Consider the following 20,393-nt stretch of genomic DNA (forward strand, 5'->3'; position numbering starts at 1 on the left):
TGGTATAATATTTTTCCTTTTCTCATAAGACAGATGCATGTTTTTTGAAACTAGTTTTTAACTTTTCTGGATATATTGATCTTCTTGTGATTACAAAATTGTAATATCGAATGATTTAATACTTGTTTCTCCTGGTTCCACAAATGTCACTTGTCGTTTCTCTTCAAAAATATCACTTTCTTCAAGTGAAGTAGATAAACCACTCCATGGTTCTAAAGCAATAAACGGACCATTATTAGTTGTTGACCAAATAATTAAGTTAGAAAAATCTTTAAAATCCACTCTCAGTCCTTTATTACTTTTCTTAGATTTCAAACTGACACTACGAGACTTAAGTTTGTCAAATGTAATGGCGTCATGAGAAAACAGTGAATGTACTAAATCAATCTTTCTTTCATTCATGAGAAACGGTGTACGATTTTGTAAATCAAGCAACCCTGTCTCTGGGAAACTTTTAGGGATACTACAAGTCTCTTCTTCAGAAAATTCCAAATAATAATCTTCGTAAATATCGCTATCTATTAACGGGCAATTAAAACCTGGATGTCCTCCAATAAAATAGGGTAATATCCTATTATTTTCAGTATTCGTCACTTGATATTGAGTCGTTATCGTTGACTCGTGTAAGCGATAAATAATTTTTAATACAAAGTTAAAAGGATAATTTTTCAAAGTAACTTCTGTGGATTTAAAAGTAAAAGCTATCGTTTGCTCATCAATCTGTCTAAATAAAAAATTTTCTTTTCTAACTAAACCGTGTCTAGGAATAATCCTTAGAATATCTTTGTTGTCAGAATCAAAACTAACTTTATCGTCACGAACACTTCCACAAATGGGGAATAAAACAGGGGCCTGGCCACTCCAATATTGTGGATTCCCTTGCCAAAGATATTCTATTCCATCTTCATCTTTAATTGATGATAAAGCACCTCCAAACTCCTTAAACTGTACAGTTAATTCATTATTTCTTAATTCAATAACCATTTTTTCCTCCAAAACAAAAGAAAACGAGAATATCAGTTCAAAGACTCACATTCTCGTTTTATATTAGAAATTATAATAAAGAAGTATCTTTAAAACCTACTCAATAATTTGTGTTTTAGCTACTTGTTTATACCAGTGAGCACTCTTCTTTGGATAGCGTTCTTGCGTATCAAAATCCACATAGAAAAGCCCATAACGTTTTTCATAACCATTAGACCAAGAAAAGACATCCATCAGCGACCAAATAAAGTAACCTTTGACATTTGCTCCATCAGCAATGGCATCAGATAAGACTTCTAAGTGTTGTTTAACATAGTCAATCCGTCCATCATCATAGACCGTATTGTTCACAAACTCATCTTTATAACCTAATCCATTCTCGGTAATATAGATTTTTTTGTAGTTTGGATAATCTTGTTTCACCCGCATGATTTGGTCATACAGGCCCTGCGGATATATAATCCAATCCCAGTCTGTTCTTGGAACATAGTCTGGAGCAACCCGTCTACCAACACCTTTTATTTGGTATTTAGAACTTCCTTTTTCGCCCTTACCATTGTGAATAATTTCAGTCTCGCCATCAAAAGCTTGCATCCAGTCACTCATGTAGTAGTTGATGCCCAGGAAATCATTGAGGTCTTTAGCCGCTTCGAGTACTTCAAAATCTTCATCTCGTAAATCCAAAGTACCACCATTGGCAGTCAGAATATGATTGACTCCAGCCATGGTTTTTTCGGAATAATATCCCAGATAAGTCGCATCCAAGATAAATTTGTTATGGATAATGTCTTCCAACTCTGCTGCAACCACATCATCCGGATTTTCCGGATCAAGAGGATACTTGGTAGGGAGTGCATGAACAACTCCGATTTCACCCTTGTAGCCCTTATCCTTATAGAGCTTTACTGCACGAGCGTGAGAGACCATCATATTGTGATGGGATTGGAAGACCTTGGCTAGGTCATATTGGATGCCCGGCGGAAATTTTCCAACGAGATACTGGCCGTCTCCAATCGGCCCAATCTCATTAAAGGTCGTCCAATAGCGAACTTCTGGGAATTCTTCAAAACAGAAAGCTGCATAGTCCACAAAATGTTCGATATTCTCACGATTGAGAAAATCACCATTTGAATGCAAGGCTTCCGGAGTATCAAAGTGATGAAGGGTCACAAATGGTTCCACATGCCGTTTATGACATTCCGCAAACAAATTGTGGTAGAACTCGACACCTTTTTGGTTGACTTGACCATATCCAGTTGGGAATATGCGAGACCAAGCAATCGAAATACGGATACCATTCACACCGTACTCCTCAGCCAATGCCAAGTCAACTGGATATTTATGATAAAAGTCACTGGCAGGTTCTGCCGTATACCAATAATTATCTTCTAAGTATTTATCCCAAGCAACGGGACCTTTACCATCTGTGTGAGTAGCTCCTTCAGCCTGATAAGCTGCCGTAGCCCCACCGAAAATAAAATCTTTTGGGAGTGTTTTTGCCATCTTTTTCTCCTCTTTATAATAGTATTTGAGATGAAGCATTGGAAAGGAAACAGGGAAAGTACTTATTTTGCTTCATCTCAAATAAGCTAACTGATTTAGTCTTCAAACTGTTCCTGAACAAATTTCAGAGCGCCTTGTCCATCACGAGTGAGCTTAATATATTGTGCTCCTTCTGTCTTAGCTAATTTGATGCCTAATTTATCTGTCTCGGCCTTCATATCTTCAAAGTTAGAAGCGACTTGAGGAGCCAGGATAACAAGGTCAAACTCAGGAAGCATTTCACGGTGAGCTCCGTAGCCACCAGCTGCTGCTTTAACAGGGACATTGTACTCGGCTGCCGCTTTATTGAGAGCGTTAGCCAAGAGACCACTGGTCCCACCACCAGCACAAAGAACAAGGACATTTGTTTCTTCTGTAATATTATTTTGAGCTGGAGCTTTTTCTGCAGCACCTGCTTTTTCAAGAATCGCATCTGCTTTAGCTGTATTGAAGTTAGCCGCAACCTTTTCTTTCAGAGCATCGTTTGATTTACCAGAACGTTCTTCTTCCAGAATTTGTTCATCATAAACCTTGACGAATGGGTAGTAGATGATAATATCCACTACAACCAGAAGAGCCGCAAGGACGAATGACAAGAGTTGGAAGTTGGTACCAAGAACAATTCCCAGAGGTCCAGGGGTTACCCATGGAAGGTTAGCTGAGAAGGAGTTCATGTTCAAGGTATCGACAAAGAATTTGAAAATCCAGACATTGGCAATTGGGGCAAAGATGAATGGAATGAAGAAGATTGGATTCAATACGATAGGAGCTCCAAAGAGGATTGGTTCGTTAACTCCAAAGAAGGTAGGAACAACAGAGGCACGTCCGATAGCCCTGTTTCGTTCTGATTTACAGAGCCACATGAAGAGGAATGGAACAATCAAGGTTGCACCAGTACCACCCATGGTAACGATGAACATTTGTGTACCAGAGGTGATGACCTTATCCGCATGTTGACCAGCTTGAATCAAGTGCAGGTTGGCATCGATATTGGCATAAGTAATGGCTGCAATAGCTGGTTCAACGATTGATGGACCATGGATACCCACAAACCAGAAGAAAGCATAAGCACCAAAGATAAGGGTAATTCCGAGATAACCATCAGCTGCAGAGAAGAGAGGAGCCAGAAGCGTACCGATAGATTCTGCAACAGTTACACCAAGAGATGCTTTAACAATCAGTTCAAAGGCATAAAGGATAACCACTGACAAAGTGAATGGAATCAAGTCCTTAAATACTTGGGAAATATTTGGTGGAACTTCTTCTGGCATACGAATGGTGACATTATTTTTCACACAAACCTTGTAGACATTAACCGTTACAAAGGCTGCGATGAAAGCTGTCAAAAGACCTTTGGTTCCCATAAAGGCAGTCAGGAAGCCACCTTCCTTAGCAGGTTCAGCAGCCATCAGGAGGAAGCCGACCATGGAAGCCAGCATCGTAGACAAGAAGTTAATCTGGTTTGTCGCTGGCAGATCACGATTGACAGAGTCTGTCAGAGCCTTAGCGGTTGTTCCGCCTACAAAGAATGCCAGAATCCCCATCGAATAGCTATAAGGAGTCATAAGGAAAGTTTCAATGTCCTTAGACCAGTGGAAGCCCCAAGCATTTGGCACATAGGCAATCAAGATAAAGATAGATGAAAAGAGGATGACTGGCATACCAGCGATAAAGCCATCCCGAATAGCACGGAGATAGATATTCCGAGAAATCTTCTCAAAGAAAGGCTTCCCTTTCTCAATAAGTCCGATGAGTTTGTTCATTATTTTACTCCTCTTTTGTATAGTTCAATCAAATGGTGCATCATGTCTTTTAGCAAGATAGTAGTCATTAGGTGATCCTGGCCGTGCATCATGGTCACACTGTAAGCCAAGTCCTCGCCAGCAGCTTCTTTTGTCAAGAGACTGGTCTGAGCATGATGAGCTTCAGCGATGCAGCCATTGGCTTCTTCCACCAAGGCATCTGCCTTAGCAAAATCTCCCGCTTCTGCAGCCTTTAAGGCTTCCAACAGTTTGGAACGGGCATCGCCTGCATAGGCTACAATTTCAAAACCAAGTAATGTTACTTCTTCTCTGTTCATGACAGAACCTCCTTTTTTAGTTAAAGTAATCGTTGAATATGTAAAACAAGGTAGACTCGCTCACTGTTGTATACATCTACTCCAGTTTGTTGAGCGACAATCTTGTAAATGGTACTTCCAATTTGATAGGCTTCTGGATAAGTCAGCTTTATCTGACTTTCCATTTCAAGGAGTGACACATTATCATCCCGACTCCTATCTAAATAGTCTAAGAAATAATTTAAGTGAATCATGAAGCGGTCATAGAAGTTGCTGTTTTCAGCCGTTCTTCTAATATCATTCTTCCTTAACTCAGCTTCCACAGCTCCCAGGATTTCCTTTCGCTTATCCAGATGGCTTTGCCCCTCAGGATCAGAATTGCCCTCGGCATTGATAAAGTGATAGGCTATTCGGTTTACCTCATCATCAGGGAAAGTATCTAACAAGCGCTCTCTGTAGATAGTAACTGCTTCTTGAGCGATTTGATAAGGAACTGGATATTTCTCTCTAGCATCTGGAAGAGCGCTGTCCTTGTAGCGTCCCTGTTGTACTGCTTGATAAGAACAGTAGATATGGTCCGTCAAAGTGACATAGATATAATCTTGAACCGGATAGCTGTACTTCCTTGAAAGACTGTCAATCACTTCGTAGGTCACAGTGATGAAATCCAGCGGAACATCTTTGAGAAGACTCACAAAGTTTTCTCTCGATTCCTCCGTTTTCATCCGAAAGACTTTCTCAGCCTTTTCTTTTGGGATAAAATCACCCTTCTTTTTACCAAAAATGATTCCCTTCCCAACAATGACCAACTCTTCCCCCTTTTCATTTCTGACAAGAGCGACATTGTGGTTCATTGGATTTAGAATCCGATACATGGTAACCTCCTTACTTGAATATTCAAGAATTGTAAAAATAAAAAATGACCACAAACACCCTTAGAAAGTTTTTTACCTCTAATTCGTCTGTGATCATGCGTAATCTTAGTTACTAACATTCACCTTTTATTAACTTGTGACTATAGTATATCATAAGGTTAATAATTTGTAAACCCTTTCTTTGAGCTTTTTAAACATTTTTTTCTTTTTTTGGTGATTTTAAACGAAAATCAGTCATTGATAACTCTCCCTAAATGGATACCAATGACTGATCCTATTTTAGGAAATTTCCAGAAGCTCTATTTTATGCAGAAACGCTTACGTTGGATTTTTATTTCCCCCTTCTATTTTAAATCAGAGCTGTTAAAAATTTCATTATAAAATAGCAGAATTAGACTCTTTCTTTCCAAGAAGTCGCTGTTTGCTTAAGCACTTGATTGAGCTCATCAATATTTTGAAAGCCGCTTGTCCGGAGCCATTGACGAGCTGCTTCTTCCCCTTGCTCAATATAGTCTTTGACACTGCCGGCCCAAGTTGCACGGCCGCAAAGCACTCCGTTGAAGTTAGCACCAGATTCGTGGGCAAAGACCAGAGTTTCTTGGAAAAGCTTAGCTGCTACACCAGCGCTCAGATAGATATAAGGAAGATTAGTTGCTTCATCCTGTTGTTTGAAGAAGGCAGCTGCTTCTTCTTTCGTATGCACTACTTCTCCATCGCCAAAGCCTTCTACATATTTCACATTAACTGGCACTTCCACTTTCAGAACATCAATGTTAAACCGTGGATCAGAGAAGACTTTCATCGCTTCAATAACCTTGCGAGGTTTTACTTTAGCATACTCTGCGCTAGACGCATCCGCAATTTTTTCATCATAAGCCAAGATTTCAAGGAAGAATGGAATATCTTCTGCCACACACTCAGAACCCACACGTTCAATATAGGCTTGCTTTTGTTGGTTGAGTTCATCAGAGCTATCTACATCATAGTAGAGCAAGAACTTAACAGCATCTGCACCTTGTTCTTTGATACGTTTTGCGGACCAAACATCCAGACAGTCTGGCAGGCGTTTGGTGCTGGAAGTATCATAGCCGGTCTTTTCATAGGCAAGCAAGAGACCTGCATTTTTGTCTAAAGCCTTTGTAGCAGGCAGACCGTATTCAGGATCCAGCAGCATAGAGGAAGCATATGGAGTCAGTTCTTCTGCAACCAAGACTTTGAGTTCTTCCATTTGTTCCACTGTTGGCTCTGTCTCTTGGTATTGAGCCATGAGACGTTTCAAAGCGCCACGCTGGTCAAAAGCCAAAGCTGAGATGATGCCATTTTCGTCAGACAGTTTTTCCATATATTTACGTTTTTGTTCTGTTAATACCATTCTTTATACCTCTTTCACTGTAATTTGATTATATAGAGTGTCGTAGTTAGAGACATTGACATGCCCGGTCATTTTTTCCCGGGCATTGAGCATCCCCAGGACATTTGCCTTTTTCAAAAGAGACTGATCATCCACCTGATGACTTAAGGCAGAGGAGATACCCGCAACCGTAGAATCACCAGAACCAACTGGATTGACTACTTCAATTTTAGGAATATCCACCTTGTAGAAAGTATCCCAATGCTTGGCAAAAGCACCACCTGCCCCGAGCGATACAATAATCCATTCGATTCCGTCAAAAAGCGGTTCCGAAAGAACTTCCTTCAGTTCATTCAAGTCCTTGGAAACTTCCCGGCCTAATAATTGAGACAATTCTTCATTATTGGGTTTGATGGCTGTTGGTTTAACAGGCGATTCCAAGGCTGCTTGAAGTGCAGCACCTGAACAGTCCAGGACTACTTTGTTGCCAAATTGGTGGGCAATTTCAACTAACTGAACATAAAAATCAGTCGGTAACCCCGCAGGCAAACTTCCGGAAATGGCAACTACATCAGTTGCTTTCATCAAAGACCGATAGTGGTGCAAGAAGCCATTCGCTTCTTCTGGTGCAATGGTTGGTCCAGCCTCCAAAATTTCTGTCTGCTGCCCCTCATGGAGAATGGCGATACAGTTTCTTGTATCTCCAGCAATCTCATAAAAGTAGGCTTGAGTATTTTGAGGAAGGTGCTGCAGTAAGAAATCGCCATTGGTGCCACCGATTAGCCCTGTTCCAGCAACATTATCTCCAATTTCTGCCAGAACCCTGGTCACATTGAGACCTTTGCCGCCGGCCGTCTTACTGACTTCTGCCACACGATTGACCGTATCTAATTCAAAGACATCTAAGGGATAAGAAATGTCAATCGAAGGATTCATAGTAACTGTAAGAATCATAAGCCTACCTCACTAGTCGTGGTATTCTCCACGCTCCCATTTTTCAAGAAATTCTTTGAAGAAATCCGGATTGGTCTGATCAGCATTTTGGCTCTCAACATGAGCAATCTTGGCAATCAGTTTCTTGTTTTCTTCACTTGGTTTGTATTCTGCATGAATGAAGGCTTCGATAATATCACACATGAGAAGTTCACCAGTGATTTTACCGCCAAAACCGATAACATTGGCATTGAGTTCTTCTTTGGCATAGAGAGCTGAGGTCATGTCCCGCACCAAAGCTGAGCGGATACCAGGTACCTTGTTTACTGCGTTGTTAATACCTACCCCAGTACCACAGATACAAATTCCCAAGTCTGCCTTGCCACTAGCGACTGCTTCACCGACTTTCTTCCCATAGATAGGATAATGAGTCCGAACATGGTCGTAAGTACCGTAGTCTTGTACTTCATAGCCTTTTGATTTCAAGAAGTCAACAACTGCCATTTTTTCGTTGGTTACGATATGGTCACATCCAATTGCAATTTTCATTTGAATTCTCCTTTTCTTAGCACATCTTGTTGAGCATGTCGACACGGATTTGGTGGCGGCCACCGTCATACTTGCCATTGACAAAGCCTTTAGCAATGTTTTTCGCCAGGCCTTCTCCAACGATTTCAGAGCCCATCGTAATCATACGAGAGTTGTTATGGCCACGGGTCATATAGGCTGAGCGTTCGTCAGAAACTTCTGCGGCTACCATTCCTTTAATCTTGGTTGCGACCATGAATGGGCCTGCTCCATAAGCATCGATGACAATCCCAAGATTCTCTTCTTGCTTATTGACTTCTGCTGCAACTGCCAAAGTCACATCGACAAAGTCTTGACCATCTTTGGTCACATCCACCACTTCAAAGTTTTCCCCAACGAGAAAATCTTTGACCACATCTTTCAGCTTGCTGTCAGCAGCATCTGCTCCAATAATAATTGCCATGAGCGTTCTCCTTTATTTGATTGTTTTTAACAGAATTGTGTTTAAATAAATCACTATCTGTTTTCTATAATCATAATATACTCCTTTTTCGGTTATCTGTCAACATTTTTTGTTTATTTTAATCAAATATTTTAAAAGATGTGAAAGACAAACAAATAGCCCCGATTCAGGGCTTTCGAATTCCTTATGAAATAACTTTGGTATAGGTTTCCAATTCCTCATGTGAGGTATCAGAAGTCTGATCCGTGATGACAGCTGTAATTTCAGACAAGGGACAGATAGTGGTAAAATCTTCTTTACCAACCTTAGACGAGTCTATGAGAAGATAGGATTCTGTCGAGCGTTCCAAAGCTAGTTTTTGAGTATAGGCTTCTTCAAAAGAGGAAGTCATGATTTGACCATTCTTAATGCCGTTGCCACTAAAGAACATCTTTGTAAAGTACATACGGTCCATGATAGCGTTGGTCATTTCCCCCACAAAAGCCTGGGTGGCTTCCCTCATCTCCCCACCCAGAAGAAAGACTTTAAAGGTATCTGATTTTTTCTTGAGCAGGTCATTAAAGATAGGCAGACAGTTGGTGATCACACGCAGATTTCGGTTGGAAATTTCTTCAGCCAGCACTTCTACAGAGGTGCCCGGACCAAGGAAAATCGTATCCCCATCTTTAATATACTCCACAGCTTTTTTTGCGACAGTTCGCTTTGCTTCAATATTTTTGAAAAGTTTTTCCTCATGGGGAATCTCACGGTATGGTGAAGGTTTATTACTTTTAGCTCCTCCAAATATACGGGTTATTTTTCCTTGTTTTTCCAGCTCAGTCAAATCACGTCGCACTGTCATATCAGAAACTTTCAAACTTTCCATAATTTCTGAAACGGTGACAGAACCCGCTCTATCAACTAATTTTACTAATTCATCCAATCGTTGATTCTTATTCATGGCTAACTCCTTCCTTTTCTCTTTTTCTTCATTATAACTCTTTTTTTGTGAAAACTCCACATATTATGTTTATTTTAAACATAATTTACTCATTATAAAAAGGCAGAGTCTGGATAGGCTCTACCTCTTTTTTTGCTTTGATTTAGATTTATTTCTTTCTAAAGTCCTCAAGAACCTCATAGCCTTTTAATTCAAAGACAAAGGCCCTATCTTCAGCAATGTGAATACCTGGTACTTTGTAGCGTTTATTACTTTCCCAATCTGGCATGATGGTCAAGAGAGCTTCTTTCAGGTTCTTGTTCACCATCTGAACCACACCTTTTCTAACCTTCTTAGACTTGCAGAACTCATAAGCGCCTTTGGTATTGGCATGGCAAACTTGAATTCCCATAACCTTTGTGTCCTTGTTGAAGGCCACAATGACATGACTTGGGTAATTCAGCTCAGCAGCTATGGCCTTACTAAAGGTCACAAAGTTCTTGTTTACAGTCATACTGTAATCACTGGCATTTTTCTCAATGGTAATAACCTGTAAGTCGTAGTCTGAAAATCTCATCACTCTTCTCCTTTAAATACAGTTCGAATCTCCTTCTTCTTCCATAAAGAATCGAGTACAATAAAATCCTTCAGTATACCTGACTTCACTTTTTTTACATAGAGTTTTGGCACAACAGCTAACTTTGCAGATTTCGTTCTTCTTCTCGGTTGAGAGAGTAGCTCTTGTACTAAACTCCAGTCAGAGTCAGATATGATTGAAGGAATTCCATTTCTCAGTCGGTATTTCGGCCGTTCACCATTATTCTTCCGTGTCTTATGACTAAAGCAGTCTACCGTATAGGTTTTCTGCATAATAATCTCACCCTTGTATTTCTCATTCCTAAGAATATTGTTGACAGCAAGGGTAGACCAGTTTTCAAGTCCGGTGACCGTTGGAATATGGTGCTCCATTAACGCATCAGCAATCTCACGCGCAGTCCTGCCGTTCATGTAGGAATCATAGATATACCTTACTACCTTGGCTTCCGAATCATCAATCACGATTTAACCATACTTGTCCTTGGTGTAGCCCAGAAGGTTATGTGTCGGAATAATCGGAATGCCACATTTGAAACGCTCAATAATCGACCAGGTAATTGAAGCACTCTTCTGTTCACTCTCGCCTTGAGCTACTATAGACATAACTCCTAATACCAGCTCACCTTTGGTATCCAGCGTATTTAGATTTATGTCTTCTATTAAAATACCTACTGGACGAGGTAAAGCTTTCAGCTCTCGGTAGATACTGATGAAGTCAAGCTGGTTCCGAGCAAACCGACTGATACTCTTGACCAGTATCAAATCGATTTTCCCTTGCCTACAGTCTTCAAGCATTTTTTGAAACTGCTCACGATGCTTAATGGTAGTACCAGATGCGCCCTGATCAGCATAAATACCAGCCAACTCCCAGTTGGGAGTATTCTGAATCCGTTCCAAATAAGTTTGTTTCTGCAGTTCAAAACTACCTGATTGGGATTCATCAAAAGTGCTCACCCGACAATAAGCTGCCACACGGATCTTCTGCTCTCCCAAGCTAGCATTCTGCACAACTGCTGGAATGACCTCTACCGTTCTTTCAGATTCAAAGGCATTACGGATACGCTCTTGCTTCTTCGTTAATTTCTTAGAACTCCTTTTGACCATTTTTCCTCCTTTCCAGAAATCTGCAGCTTTATTATAAGAAAAGAAGTGAGGGATTAGAAGCATATCAATAAAATTGTAATTAAGAAAATGAATAAAAAGACTCTGATGAAACTATAAAAGACTCAGAATCACATTTTTAAGAAATACTGACTCTAATTCCTTTTTGTTAAGAAATTGGCATATGGGTTATTTAAAACAATCTATTTTGCAACCTTATCTCTCAAAGTCATTTCTATAGACATAGGAAATTAAATTTTAACATAACCTAGATTAGATTGTATTATTTCACTAATTCCATTATAAGGCTATCTATAATTTTGGTGTTTGTTATGATATCTCCATCTAAATGCCCCTGTTTGCAAGCTTGAGCAATTTGTAAATGAATAGTATTGTTAGCCTCAAATTTAGGAATATTTAATTTATCTAGAACATGCGCTGATATACTTGTTGGATTCATATATGATTGCACGCATTCTGCTATAAGAGAAGAGCTTAATACACCACATAAGTAATAAGCCTCTAACTCATTATCAAGACTAACATACATTACTTTTTCATTAGGCAACAGCATCTTCTTGCCTAACAACGTATCTTCAACTTCACTTACCACCGCACAGATAAACTCTGATGCAATATATTTCCAGACAACTTTATATTTAGAAAATGTATATTCTCCTACTCTTAGTATTGCGTGAAACTCTTTTCTTTGTATTTCTTTTTCCCAACCTGCAAAACCTTTTCGACTATCTAGATTATTCTTAAAATGTTCTAAGTAGCTATAAGTCCTAGGATTGGATTGTTTTAATTCTTCTCCGGAGATTGGCCACATTTTCGTTTCCATAGAATGTGGGCATAGTAAGTATGAATTATATTCATATCTCCACTTTCTTACGTTACTCCCTTTTAACATTGGAAAAATATACTCTGGCTCTATGTCCATCTGTATATCTTCGACTTTTCGTTTTGCTCGAGTTGTAATATTCCTTACTTTCACTAAGTCAGACTTTCGAGAAATAACATCAAGCCAATATACTGCATTCGCACCACCTGTAAATACACCAGTTCTTGCCTGATAGTCATTGCTCCCTAATACTTTTTTTAGTTCATACAATTTATTCTCTTCTGTAGTTAGCCATAATGATGTTAAATCATCTTCAATTGCAGGTACTGCAATTTGAGGTTTAATATTAATCTGACTCTCTACTTCCTTTAATGTAGAATAAGAATTATAGCTAAATCTTTTTAAATTATGTCTCCTTTCCCAAAAATAGTATGGAACTGGGTAAGTATTTCTTTCTCCCTTTTTACAGAAAAACATTGCCGTAGTATTACTTGCATTATCAAATACTTTTATTTTTGATAAATCATCAACCCGTAATACCTTTAATTCAAAAAGGTCTTTAACATAAAAATGTCGAAACCCTACTCCGTTTGATGAAGATTTAAAAACTCCTTGTCTGATTACAAATCCGAGTATGCCACCATATTTTAAAAATCTATCAATCACTCTATAAGTAATTAGAACTGATATATCCTCTTTTGAAAAACTTAGATCTCTACCTTTTGCTGAAAATAAATTATAGTCAATCCACAAGTGTTGATTCAATTTTCTATATTCTTCAGGCATGTACTCCCAATTTACCCAAGGTGGATTACCTGCTACTAAATCTACCCTATCAAGCTCTTCAACAATATTGAGGTCCCTTCTCTTTGAATCTAAGACATTATTTACAAATTCGTTTTTTGATTGTGAACTATCCACTGGGCAATTTAATTTTAATACATCATTATAATATATAGGGATGTGAAATTCTGAATCCAATGAAAGTAAATCCAAAACTGACAATATATAATTTGTTTTAGCAGTTTGTACGGCCAGTGGATTTATATCAAAACCTTTAACCGTACGAATTATTTGTCCTAGGTCTGTACCAGCATTACGTTTTAGCTCAATAGATTTAAATATAAAAGTTCCAGAGCCCTCTCGTGTCAAGCGACTGACACAAAATATATTGTCTATTTTTAGATAGCAAAAAGAGAGTGATTTCTCACTCCCTCTTGCGTCTATTTCCATATGATTTTTTGAACTATACTGCCTTCACAGATAACCGACTCAACATACTTTTCCATAAGTTCTCGTGTAAGTTCATTATCTGTTACTACTTCTGTTTCGTTAGAAGATAGTTTTATCTTTTCTTCTAGCTTACTAATTTCATTATCTATCTGATTTTTACTTTCTACAAACTTAACTTTCGTCATTTTCCCAAGTTTATATTTTTCAAAATCAGACATCTTTTTTGCCTGAAGCTTTTCTATCTTTTTCTCTATATCTTTAATGCTTATTTTTTCTTTGAGCTTTACTTCTACTTCACCATATTTCTCTTTAATAAGCGAAAGCACCTGTTCCTCTAATTTATCAACTCTTGAGTTTTTATGTTCAACATTATTACACTTGCAGATCCTACAATGAAAATACTTGTGTATTCTCATGCTTCCATCCGGTCGTTTAAACTTTGATTGAGTAAGTCCCAGAATATGGTTACAAGTAGGACATCTTGCGAAGCCTTGTAATGGGGAATGCTTTCTCCATGTATAGTCAGTATTTTTCCCTTTTAAGAAACTATTATTTTCTTTGATAGCTTGAACCCTTTCAAACTCTTCTCTTGAAACGATAGCTTCATGGTGGTCATAAACTCTACCCCATTCTTCTTTAGGATTAAATTTAAAACTACCAGGAGTCAATACCGACTTTTCTTGCATATTGAAGACATAAGTGCCTGTGTAATTTTCATTGGATAAAATATCTACCACTGTACCATTTGTCCATGTTGGTGCATCTCTTGTATCTGATGATACTATGTTATATTCATAATCCATATTTGTAAGTTCTTTTTTACGTTCGTTTGGTGTTGGTATATTCTCTTCATTCATAACTGCTGCAATCTTTCTTGATGCAAGTCCTGTAAGTGCTAAGTCATATACCTTCCTCACAATCCAAGCTGTCTTATCATCAATAATGATGTTGTGCTTATCATCTGGATCTTTCATATAACCAAATGCTGGACTCCATGCAAGAAACTTTCCTTGCTTCTTAAGTTCTGTAGTAACTGTCTTTACTTTCTGCGAAATATCTTTTGTATAAAAGTCATATAGCAAACCTTTAAACTGAATATCAAGGTCTGTTCCATTCCCTTTTTCCTTATCACTATCATAGCCATCATTAATCGCAATAAATCTAATACCAAGAAAAGGAAATATATTCTCCAGATAATCACCGAGCGAAATATAATCCCTCATAAATCTCGATAAGTCTTTTACAATTATGGCATTGATTTTACCATTCTTAACTCCTTCTAGCATTCTTTGAAAAGATGGTCTTTTCTCATTTGTACCTGTATATCCGTCATCAATGTATTCTTCTCTTTGAAAACTTTTAAATTCATCATTTCTATCAAGAAAATCATTCAGGAAATACCTTTGATTGATGATACTTTCGCTCTCATCTTTCTTCATCTGATCTTCTACAGATAATCTAATGTAAAGTGCAATTTTACTCAATATTAACACCTCCCATCAAACTATCCATATTAAATTTAAAGATTATTTCAAAGTTATGATTGCCATAGACAATTATCTTTTCCACTAAGCTATGAATTAAATCAGATGGTAATTTTTCAACCTTTTTTGCCGAAAATACGTCCTTAATCCACTTAATAGATATTTTCTTATCCCTTTCAAGGTCTTTTACAACCTTTTCAATAGCAATAACTTCATTATTGATTGTTGCAATATGGCTAAGAGTAATCTCTCTTTTAAGGCTATATACTTCCCTATCAATCTTGCCTAAGCTATATTCTTCATAAGCTTTTTGAATTAGGAATTCTTCCTTCTCTGTCTTAATTTTAAGCTTTGAAATATCTTCGTTTAGCTTATCTATACTTTCAAAAAACCTAGCAGACACTCTTTCTATTAGCTTTGCCTTGCTTGTAGCCTTAGTAATAAACTCTGCTACCTTTTCAGACATTGCCTTATCAAGCTCTCTTTCCATAATAAATACTCCTACTTCGTTATCTATCTTGCCTGTGCAAGTATCGTTTTGAAAAGAGTAATAAAGCCTATCATGGTTTGTCCCGTAAATTCTGGTTCTTCGATAAAGTTCCTTACCTGTTGCATTATTAAAAATCAAGCCCTTATATCTATTCTCATAATCTCTTTCAAAGTTATGCATCTCTGCACCAAAAGCATTGTTCTTTAATCTATTTGCTCGCCCTTGCAGCACTTTTTCAAAGTCTTCTTTTGAGATAATAGGTTCATGAGCATTTTCATATATAATATGCTGGCTTTCATCTACAAATTGTTGCTTCATTCCTTTTGCAAGATTTTGTTGCTTAACGCCTTGCACCAAAGTTCCTGTATAAGTTCTATTAGTAAGCATTTTGGAAATAGTACCTTTATTCCACTGCGGATCACCATCCCGTCTATAAATTCTACCTGTTTTGTAATAGACCATTCCTGTAGCATAACCCATAGTATTAAAGTGTTTTGCAACCTCATATTGGCTTTTCCCTCCAAGTGTTAGTCGGAACATTTCTTCAACAATGAATCGAACATTCTCATCAACTTCTAACTTCTGTCCCTCTTTTAATTTCACTACCTTATATCCATAGGGCGGAACAGAACCAATAAAATATCCATTTCTTGCCCTATTATGTTTGCTTGTCTTTATCTTTACAGAAATGTCTTTAGCATACATATCATTGACGATATTCTTAAGAGTTACTTCAAATGACTTCTTTGAGTCTAAATCCTTAACGGTATCAACCTTATCATTAACAGAAATAAACCTTACTCCCAAGAACGGAAATACCTTGTCTATGAGTCTTCCCATCTCAAGATATTCTCTTCCAAGTCTTGATAAGTCCCTTATGATAATACAATTAATTCTTCTTTCACGAATATCTTGCATCATTTCCTGGAACTGTGGTCTTTCAAAATTTGTCCCACTATATTCATAGTCTGTGTAAATATTTACGACTTTGATATTTTCCTTTAAAGCATACTCTTTACAACAAAGCACCTGTGTTTCGATAGACGATGATTTCTCACGCCATTCTTCTTTTCTTTCACTGGATAATCTTGTATATACTCCTGCTTTATAGAATACTTTTTGTGCTTGTTCTTCGTTTTTTCTTATATATCTTTTGGAAGTCCTTGCCATTAACAAACACCTCCAACTGCAAGCTTAGGTTCAACTCTTTCTAAATGCTCACCAAATAACTTGCCCATTGATATTAGTCTTGCATTATGTGTATCCTTAGCTTCGACCTTATCACTATCTACAATCGCTTGAAGCAGATTCACTGTTTCAATATTGTTGAAGACAAAGTTAATTGCATTATCCTCTCCAATCTCAATACGATCTATAAAAGACACTAAAGACAATCGATTCAGTTCACCATTTTCAGGATTAGGAACTATCTCAGAAACGAAACTACCTTTATCGTTTATCTTCATTTTCAGTTCATCTACGATATTTTGCTTTGTAATAATTTGTTTCTCAATTTCTCTAATCTTGATAAGATAATTTTTTCTAAATCGTTCAAATTCCTCAGTCGTAATAAGTTCTTCTTCTAAATCCATGTAAAGAGATTGTCTAAGTCTTTCATGCTTTCTTTTTTCTGCATATAATGACTCAAAATCAACTTTTAATTTAAACTTTGACACATCTATTTCGCTAACTTTTTTAAGCAGTTCATTGTACTTAGATAGATATTCATTTAATGCATGAATAGTTGCATGAGTAACATAGTCTTCTTTTACACTATGTCTTGAACACTCTCCAGCATTGTTATATTCAGAGCAAATGTAGAAAATCTTATCTCTTACTTTTCGCCTAATCATAGGACTTTCACAATCTTTGCAATAAAGCATACCTGATAATATATATGGCTTATCTTTAGACTGTTTCACATCACGAAGTAGCATTTTGTTTGCAAGTGCAAAGATGGATTTTGATACTATGCTTTCATGAGCATTTTCTATTGTTATCCAGTCTTCTTTGGAAACATCGACTTCGTGCTTTGATTTATAATTTAACTTTGTGGTTTTTCCTTGTTCCAGGACACCAATATAAACCTTATTTGAAATAATACGGTTTACCATCTTAGCATCCCACTTTGCTTTTTTCACAACAAAACCAGTATTGAAGTTATCACCATTATTTTCTTTGTGCTTTGATGGTGTAACTGTTCCAATACTGTTTAGAAAGTCGGCAATAGCCTTTGAGGAATAACCCTCTATTTTCATATTAAATATTCGCTCAATGATATGAGCTACTTCTGTATCAACTACAAGCTGATGTTTGTTCTTATCATCTTTCTTATATCCAAAAGGAGCAAATGATCCAATAAACTCGCCATTCTTCCTTTTCACCTCTTTTGATGATTTCACTTTCATAGAAATATCTCGACAATAACTGTCATTGATAAAATTTCTAATTGGAAGTATTAAATGTGTATCACTAACATCTGCATTATCACTATCATAGTTATCATTTACAGATATGAAGCGAATACCTTTTTCAGGAAATATCTTTTGCAGATACTTCCCAGACTCAATATAATCTCTACCAAAACGAGATAAGTCTTTTACCATAATGATAGAAAACTTTCCTTTATTCAGGTCATCAATCATATTCTTGAAATTTGGACGCTCAAAATTAGAACCACTATATCCATCATCTACATATTCATAAGATAGATCTATGTTCTTTTCTTTAGCGTAAGATTTGATTATTTGTCTTTGATTTGAAATAGAGTTACTTTCATTACTGTCCCCATCTTCTCTTGAAAGACGAAGATACATACACGCAGTATTTCTCATAACAATCCTCCTAAAATGATATTTTGGCAAATAGTCATTTCGGAAGATTACTTCTACCACCTATATTTTACCGCACCCTATTTCTCTTTGTCAGCCCCTCAAATTCTGACACAAGATTTACATAGATACATCTCAACAATATCAAGTAAATCAAGCTTTTCACTTTCGCTCGTAGAGTAGGTTATTTTCTTAGAATAATCATCGGCTATTTGCTTCTTATCCTTATCTTTCTTAACTTCTTTTTTCTTATTCATAGTCTTAACCTCACTATTTTTATAATAAGTTTTATGACATTGGTAGGTGCATTGGCTGCTACATTGGAATCTCACCACCGCCCCTTATTAAGACGAGCCGGCTTAAACTATTGAAGTATCATTATCACCATTCGTATCACAGAGATAGATTGCCACACCTATCCTTTATGTATTCCTATTTATCGCTCTTTTTCTTTTATCCTTGGCACTTACCAGTATTCATTTAAACCAATTTCTCAGCAGAAAAGTCTTGGCGTAGGTCATAATTCTCCACAAATGGATAACGTCCCACCTTGGTCTATTCAGTTGTCAAAGATCAATTAGCTTTCTGCTATGTAGGATTCTTTGCTTAATAACGGAATAGATTTTCTCTTCTACCTCAAAAGCAAAAAGGATAAATTTCCCCCTACACTTTAATAGTGAAAATTTATCCCTCTTGGTAACCAGATTTATGAAATTTTAAAAAAAAGAAAAGCACCCACTATTTACAAGTAGATACTTTTCAATACCATTAACATTTAATTTCTAAGTACTTATCATTTGCTACGATTAGTTTCTTATAATAATCATCATAGCTTTTACTAAATTTTCTAATAAGTGGAATCGCAATTTCATAATACTTGTTGTCTTTCATAAAGTTTTGTAATTTATCTTGAATTTGCTTCATTAGGCTCTTTTGATATTCTTCACTGTTTTTATATTCTTCATATTGAGAAATAGTATTATCATTTTCTTTTAGCCATTTTTCAACATTTTCAATAGCGTTAATTTTATCTTTATTAACTTTTTTTAGTATCTGCATATCAAAAGTAGAACTTATCTTTTCAATATAATTTTGCTCATCCTTACTTAACTGAAATAATGGTAAATTATCTAAGTAATCTACATATTTTTCAAATGCTTCTTCCTCATCTTTTCCTAATGATTCATTTAAAAATGGTTGATATGCTGCAAATAACATTTGTCCAAAATATCCTGGAAATAATCTCTCTAATCTTTCGTAGATTGATTCCTCTGCTTCAATCAATTTAATTTTTTCATTTATAAGTTCCTGATTTTCACCTTTAACTACAAGTTCAAGGACTTCTTTTCTTTTCTCTTCAACATCTAATTGATGTTGCTTTCTTCTTAAAACAGATGATAATGCACTAATGCCAGTGGTTAGATACCCTTCTATTTCAGTTACACTAATTCCAAGTTTTCTAAATAAAGATATTTGAATTAAAACCTCTAAATCATTCTCGCTGTAATCTCTATAACCGTTTTCAGTTTTTTGAGGATTTATAAGTCCTTTCTCCTCATAATATTCAATTGCTTTTCTTGTTAAACCTGTTTTGTTTTGAATTTCATTTCTTAACATGGTTTGCCACCTCCTTTAATTAAAAGATAGCACTGTCCCCAACGGACAGGTCAAGCAAAAAACTTACTCGTATTTTTTTCTTTTTTATAGCCAAATAAATTAATCTTATTATCGGAATACATATCATACAAAAGACTACAAGCGATGGAATTTTAGGCATATTAATCACCTCCACTAAAACAACTTAAATTTAGCAATTATAAATAAAACAATTGCAACGATAAAAAGAATACATGCTCTTTTTACTGAAAACCCATAAATTTTTTCAGGATTTCTTTTATCATATTTTATTTGCTTTAAGTCTCCTACTTTCGTATTCATAGAAACCTGTATTCTGTTACTAGATATATATTGTTTACCATCAACTAAGTACATAAAATTTGCCCATTTGGAATTTCCTTTTTTCACAGCCTCCGGATTTGGTTGCCATATAGATACAACCTCTGCTTTTACATAATCTGTATTACTTTTATACAAAAAAGAGGACATTTGCTGTCCCCTCGTTATACAATCAATTCACCACAAAAATCATGAAAGAAGGT

18 protein-coding genes and 1 pseudogene are annotated in these 20,393 nt (G+C 36.6%); all 19 read right to left on the reverse strand.

All coding sequences use genetic code 11. The annotated features are described in order from the left end of the window. Positions 1-90: 90 nt before the first annotated feature. On the reverse strand, positions 91-984 hold the full coding sequence (locus H8787_RS07240) for an aldose 1-epimerase family protein (RefSeq protein ID WP_003068618.1): 894 nt from the start codon (positions 982-984) through the stop codon (positions 91-93). A gap of 96 nt (positions 985-1,080) precedes the next feature. Continuing rightward, positions 1,081-2,487, reverse strand: a complete 1,407-nt coding sequence (lacG, locus tag H8787_RS07245; protein WP_187327773.1) for a 6-phospho-beta-galactosidase — start codon at positions 2,485-2,487, stop codon at positions 1,081-1,083. A gap of 95 nt (positions 2,488-2,582) precedes the next feature. Continuing rightward, complete coding sequence (locus H8787_RS07250; protein ID WP_187327774.1) at positions 2,583-4,289, reverse strand: lactose-specific PTS transporter subunit EIIC; 1,707 nt, start codon at positions 4,287-4,289, stop codon at positions 2,583-2,585. Next, on the reverse strand, positions 4,289-4,606 hold the full coding sequence (locus H8787_RS07255) for a PTS lactose/cellobiose transporter subunit IIA (protein ID WP_002894735.1): 318 nt from the start codon (positions 4,604-4,606) through the stop codon (positions 4,289-4,291). Before H8787_RS07255 ends, H8787_RS07250 begins: the two co-directional genes overlap by 1 nt. A gap of 20 nt (positions 4,607-4,626) precedes the next feature. Beyond that, positions 4,627-5,460 carry a PRD domain-containing protein gene (locus H8787_RS07260; protein ID WP_003068611.1) on the reverse strand — a complete coding sequence of 278 codons (834 nt, stop codon included), beginning with the start codon at positions 5,458-5,460 and terminating at the stop codon, positions 4,627-4,629. Between the two features lie 391 nt (positions 5,461-5,851). Next, positions 5,852-6,832 carry a tagatose-bisphosphate aldolase gene (lacD, locus tag H8787_RS07265; RefSeq protein ID WP_003068609.1) on the reverse strand — a complete coding sequence of 327 codons (981 nt, stop codon included), beginning with the start codon at positions 6,830-6,832 and terminating at the stop codon, positions 5,852-5,854. A gap of 3 nt (positions 6,833-6,835) precedes the next feature. Then, positions 6,836-7,765, reverse strand: a complete 930-nt coding sequence (locus H8787_RS07270; protein ID WP_187327775.1) for a tagatose-6-phosphate kinase — start codon at positions 7,763-7,765, stop codon at positions 6,836-6,838. Between the two features lie 12 nt (positions 7,766-7,777). Next, the gene (gene lacB, locus H8787_RS07275) at positions 7,778-8,293 is read right to left on the reverse strand and encodes a galactose-6-phosphate isomerase subunit LacB (protein ID WP_003068604.1); all 516 of its coding nucleotides are present in this window, start codon (positions 8,291-8,293) and stop codon (positions 7,778-7,780) included. A 16-nt stretch (positions 8,294-8,309) separates the two neighbouring features. Beyond that, a complete protein-coding gene (gene lacA / locus H8787_RS07280; protein WP_003068602.1) occupies positions 8,310-8,735 on the reverse strand; it encodes a galactose-6-phosphate isomerase subunit LacA in 426 nt (141 codons plus the stop codon). Between the two features lie 184 nt (positions 8,736-8,919). Further along, positions 8,920-9,675 carry a DeoR/GlpR family DNA-binding transcription regulator gene (locus H8787_RS07285; RefSeq protein WP_003068600.1) on the reverse strand — a complete coding sequence of 252 codons (756 nt, stop codon included), beginning with the start codon at positions 9,673-9,675 and terminating at the stop codon, positions 8,920-8,922. 148 nt (positions 9,676-9,823) lie between these two features. After that, positions 9,824-10,231: a hypothetical protein gene (locus H8787_RS07290; protein ID WP_003068598.1), complete on the reverse strand. Its 408-nt coding sequence runs from the start codon at positions 10,229-10,231 to the stop codon at positions 9,824-9,826. Then, positions 10,231-11,355, reverse strand: a pseudogene (locus tag H8787_RS10235) (recombinase family protein). Before H8787_RS10235 ends, H8787_RS07290 begins: the two are co-directional and overlap by 1 nt. Positions 11,356-11,635: 280 nt before the next feature. Further along, positions 11,636-13,429 (reverse strand): Eco57I restriction-modification methylase domain-containing protein, encoded by a 1,794-nt coding sequence (locus H8787_RS09960; RefSeq protein ID WP_222848862.1) that lies wholly within the window; start codon positions 13,427-13,429, stop codon positions 11,636-11,638. Next, positions 13,420-14,913: a recombinase family protein gene (locus tag H8787_RS07305; RefSeq protein ID WP_081528343.1), complete on the reverse strand. Its 1,494-nt coding sequence runs from the start codon at positions 14,911-14,913 to the stop codon at positions 13,420-13,422. Before H8787_RS07305 ends, H8787_RS09960 begins: the two co-directional genes overlap by 10 nt. Further along, positions 14,906-16,573: a recombinase family protein gene (locus H8787_RS07310; protein WP_081528342.1), complete on the reverse strand. Its 1,668-nt coding sequence runs from the start codon at positions 16,571-16,573 to the stop codon at positions 14,906-14,908. Before H8787_RS07310 ends, H8787_RS07305 begins: the two co-directional genes overlap by 8 nt. Beyond that, positions 16,573-18,237 carry a recombinase family protein gene (locus H8787_RS07315; RefSeq protein WP_081528341.1) on the reverse strand — a complete coding sequence of 555 codons (1,665 nt, stop codon included), beginning with the start codon at positions 18,235-18,237 and terminating at the stop codon, positions 16,573-16,575. The genes H8787_RS07310 and H8787_RS07315 overlap by 1 nt, the downstream gene beginning before the upstream one ends. Before the next feature lie 98 nt (positions 18,238-18,335). Next, positions 18,336-18,491 (reverse strand): hypothetical protein, encoded by a 156-nt coding sequence (locus tag H8787_RS07320; RefSeq protein WP_001035198.1) that lies wholly within the window; start codon positions 18,489-18,491, stop codon positions 18,336-18,338. Positions 18,492-19,002: 511 nt separating this feature from the next. Then, positions 19,003-19,851 (reverse strand): MerR family transcriptional regulator, encoded by an 849-nt coding sequence (locus tag H8787_RS07325; protein WP_081528340.1) that lies wholly within the window; start codon positions 19,849-19,851, stop codon positions 19,003-19,005. 174 nt (positions 19,852-20,025) lie between these two features. After that, positions 20,026-20,340 carry a hypothetical protein gene (locus H8787_RS07330; protein WP_221735475.1) on the reverse strand — a complete coding sequence of 105 codons (315 nt, stop codon included), beginning with the start codon at positions 20,338-20,340 and terminating at the stop codon, positions 20,026-20,028. Between the last annotated feature and the right edge of the window lie 53 nt (positions 20,341-20,393).

The sequence above is a fragment of the Streptococcus sp. NSJ-72 genome (assembly GCF_014334035.1).
GTDB classification, from domain to species: domain Bacteria; phylum Bacillota; class Bacilli; order Lactobacillales; family Streptococcaceae; genus Streptococcus; species Streptococcus constellatus.

Coding starts and splice junctions, on each gene's coding strand:
- H8787_RS07315 (WP_081528341.1), bottom strand. CDS start 18,237: ATGAGAAATACTGCGTGTATGTATCTTCGTCTTTCAAGAGAAGATGGG.
- lacA (WP_003068602.1), bottom strand. CDS start 8,735: ATGGCAATTATTATTGGAGCAGATGCTGCTGACAGCAAGCTGAAAGAT.
- H8787_RS07330 (WP_221735475.1), bottom strand. CDS start 20,340: ATGTCCTCTTTTTTGTATAAAAGTAATACAGATTATGTAAAAGCAGAG.
- H8787_RS07250 (WP_187327774.1), bottom strand. CDS start 4,289: ATGAACAAACTCATCGGACTTATTGAGAAAGGGAAGCCTTTCTTTGAG.
- H8787_RS09960 (WP_222848862.1), bottom strand. CDS start 13,429: ATGGAAATAGACGCAAGAGGGAGTGAGAAATCACTCTCTTTTTGCTAT.
- H8787_RS07260 (WP_003068611.1), bottom strand. CDS start 5,460: ATGTATCGGATTCTAAATCCAATGAACCACAATGTCGCTCTTGTCAGA.
- H8787_RS07325 (WP_081528340.1), bottom strand. CDS start 19,851: ATGTTAAGAAATGAAATTCAAAACAAAACAGGTTTAACAAGAAAAGCA.
- lacD (WP_003068609.1), bottom strand. CDS start 6,832: ATGGTATTAACAGAACAAAAACGTAAATATATGGAAAAACTGTCTGAC.
- lacB (WP_003068604.1), bottom strand. CDS start 8,293: ATGAAAATTGCAATTGGATGTGACCATATCGTAACCAACGAAAAAATG.
- H8787_RS07270 (WP_187327775.1), bottom strand. CDS start 7,765: ATGATTCTTACAGTTACTATGAATCCTTCGATTGACATTTCTTATCCC.
- H8787_RS07310 (WP_081528342.1), bottom strand. CDS start 16,573: ATGGCAAGGACTTCCAAAAGATATATAAGAAAAAACGAAGAACAAGCA.
- H8787_RS07285 (WP_003068600.1), bottom strand. CDS start 9,675: ATGAATAAGAATCAACGATTGGATGAATTAGTAAAATTAGTTGATAGA.
- H8787_RS07320 (WP_001035198.1), bottom strand. CDS start 18,491: ATGAATAAGAAAAAAGAAGTTAAGAAAGATAAGGATAAGAAGCAAATA.
- H8787_RS07255 (WP_002894735.1), bottom strand. CDS start 4,606: ATGAACAGAGAAGAAGTAACATTACTTGGTTTTGAAATTGTAGCCTAT.
- lacG (WP_187327773.1), bottom strand. CDS start 2,487: ATGGCAAAAACACTCCCAAAAGATTTTATTTTCGGTGGGGCTACGGCA.
- H8787_RS07240 (WP_003068618.1), bottom strand. CDS start 984: ATGGTTATTGAATTAAGAAATAATGAATTAACTGTACAGTTTAAGGAG.
- H8787_RS07290 (WP_003068598.1), bottom strand. CDS start 10,231: ATGAGATTTTCAGACTACGACTTACAGGTTATTACCATTGAGAAAAAT.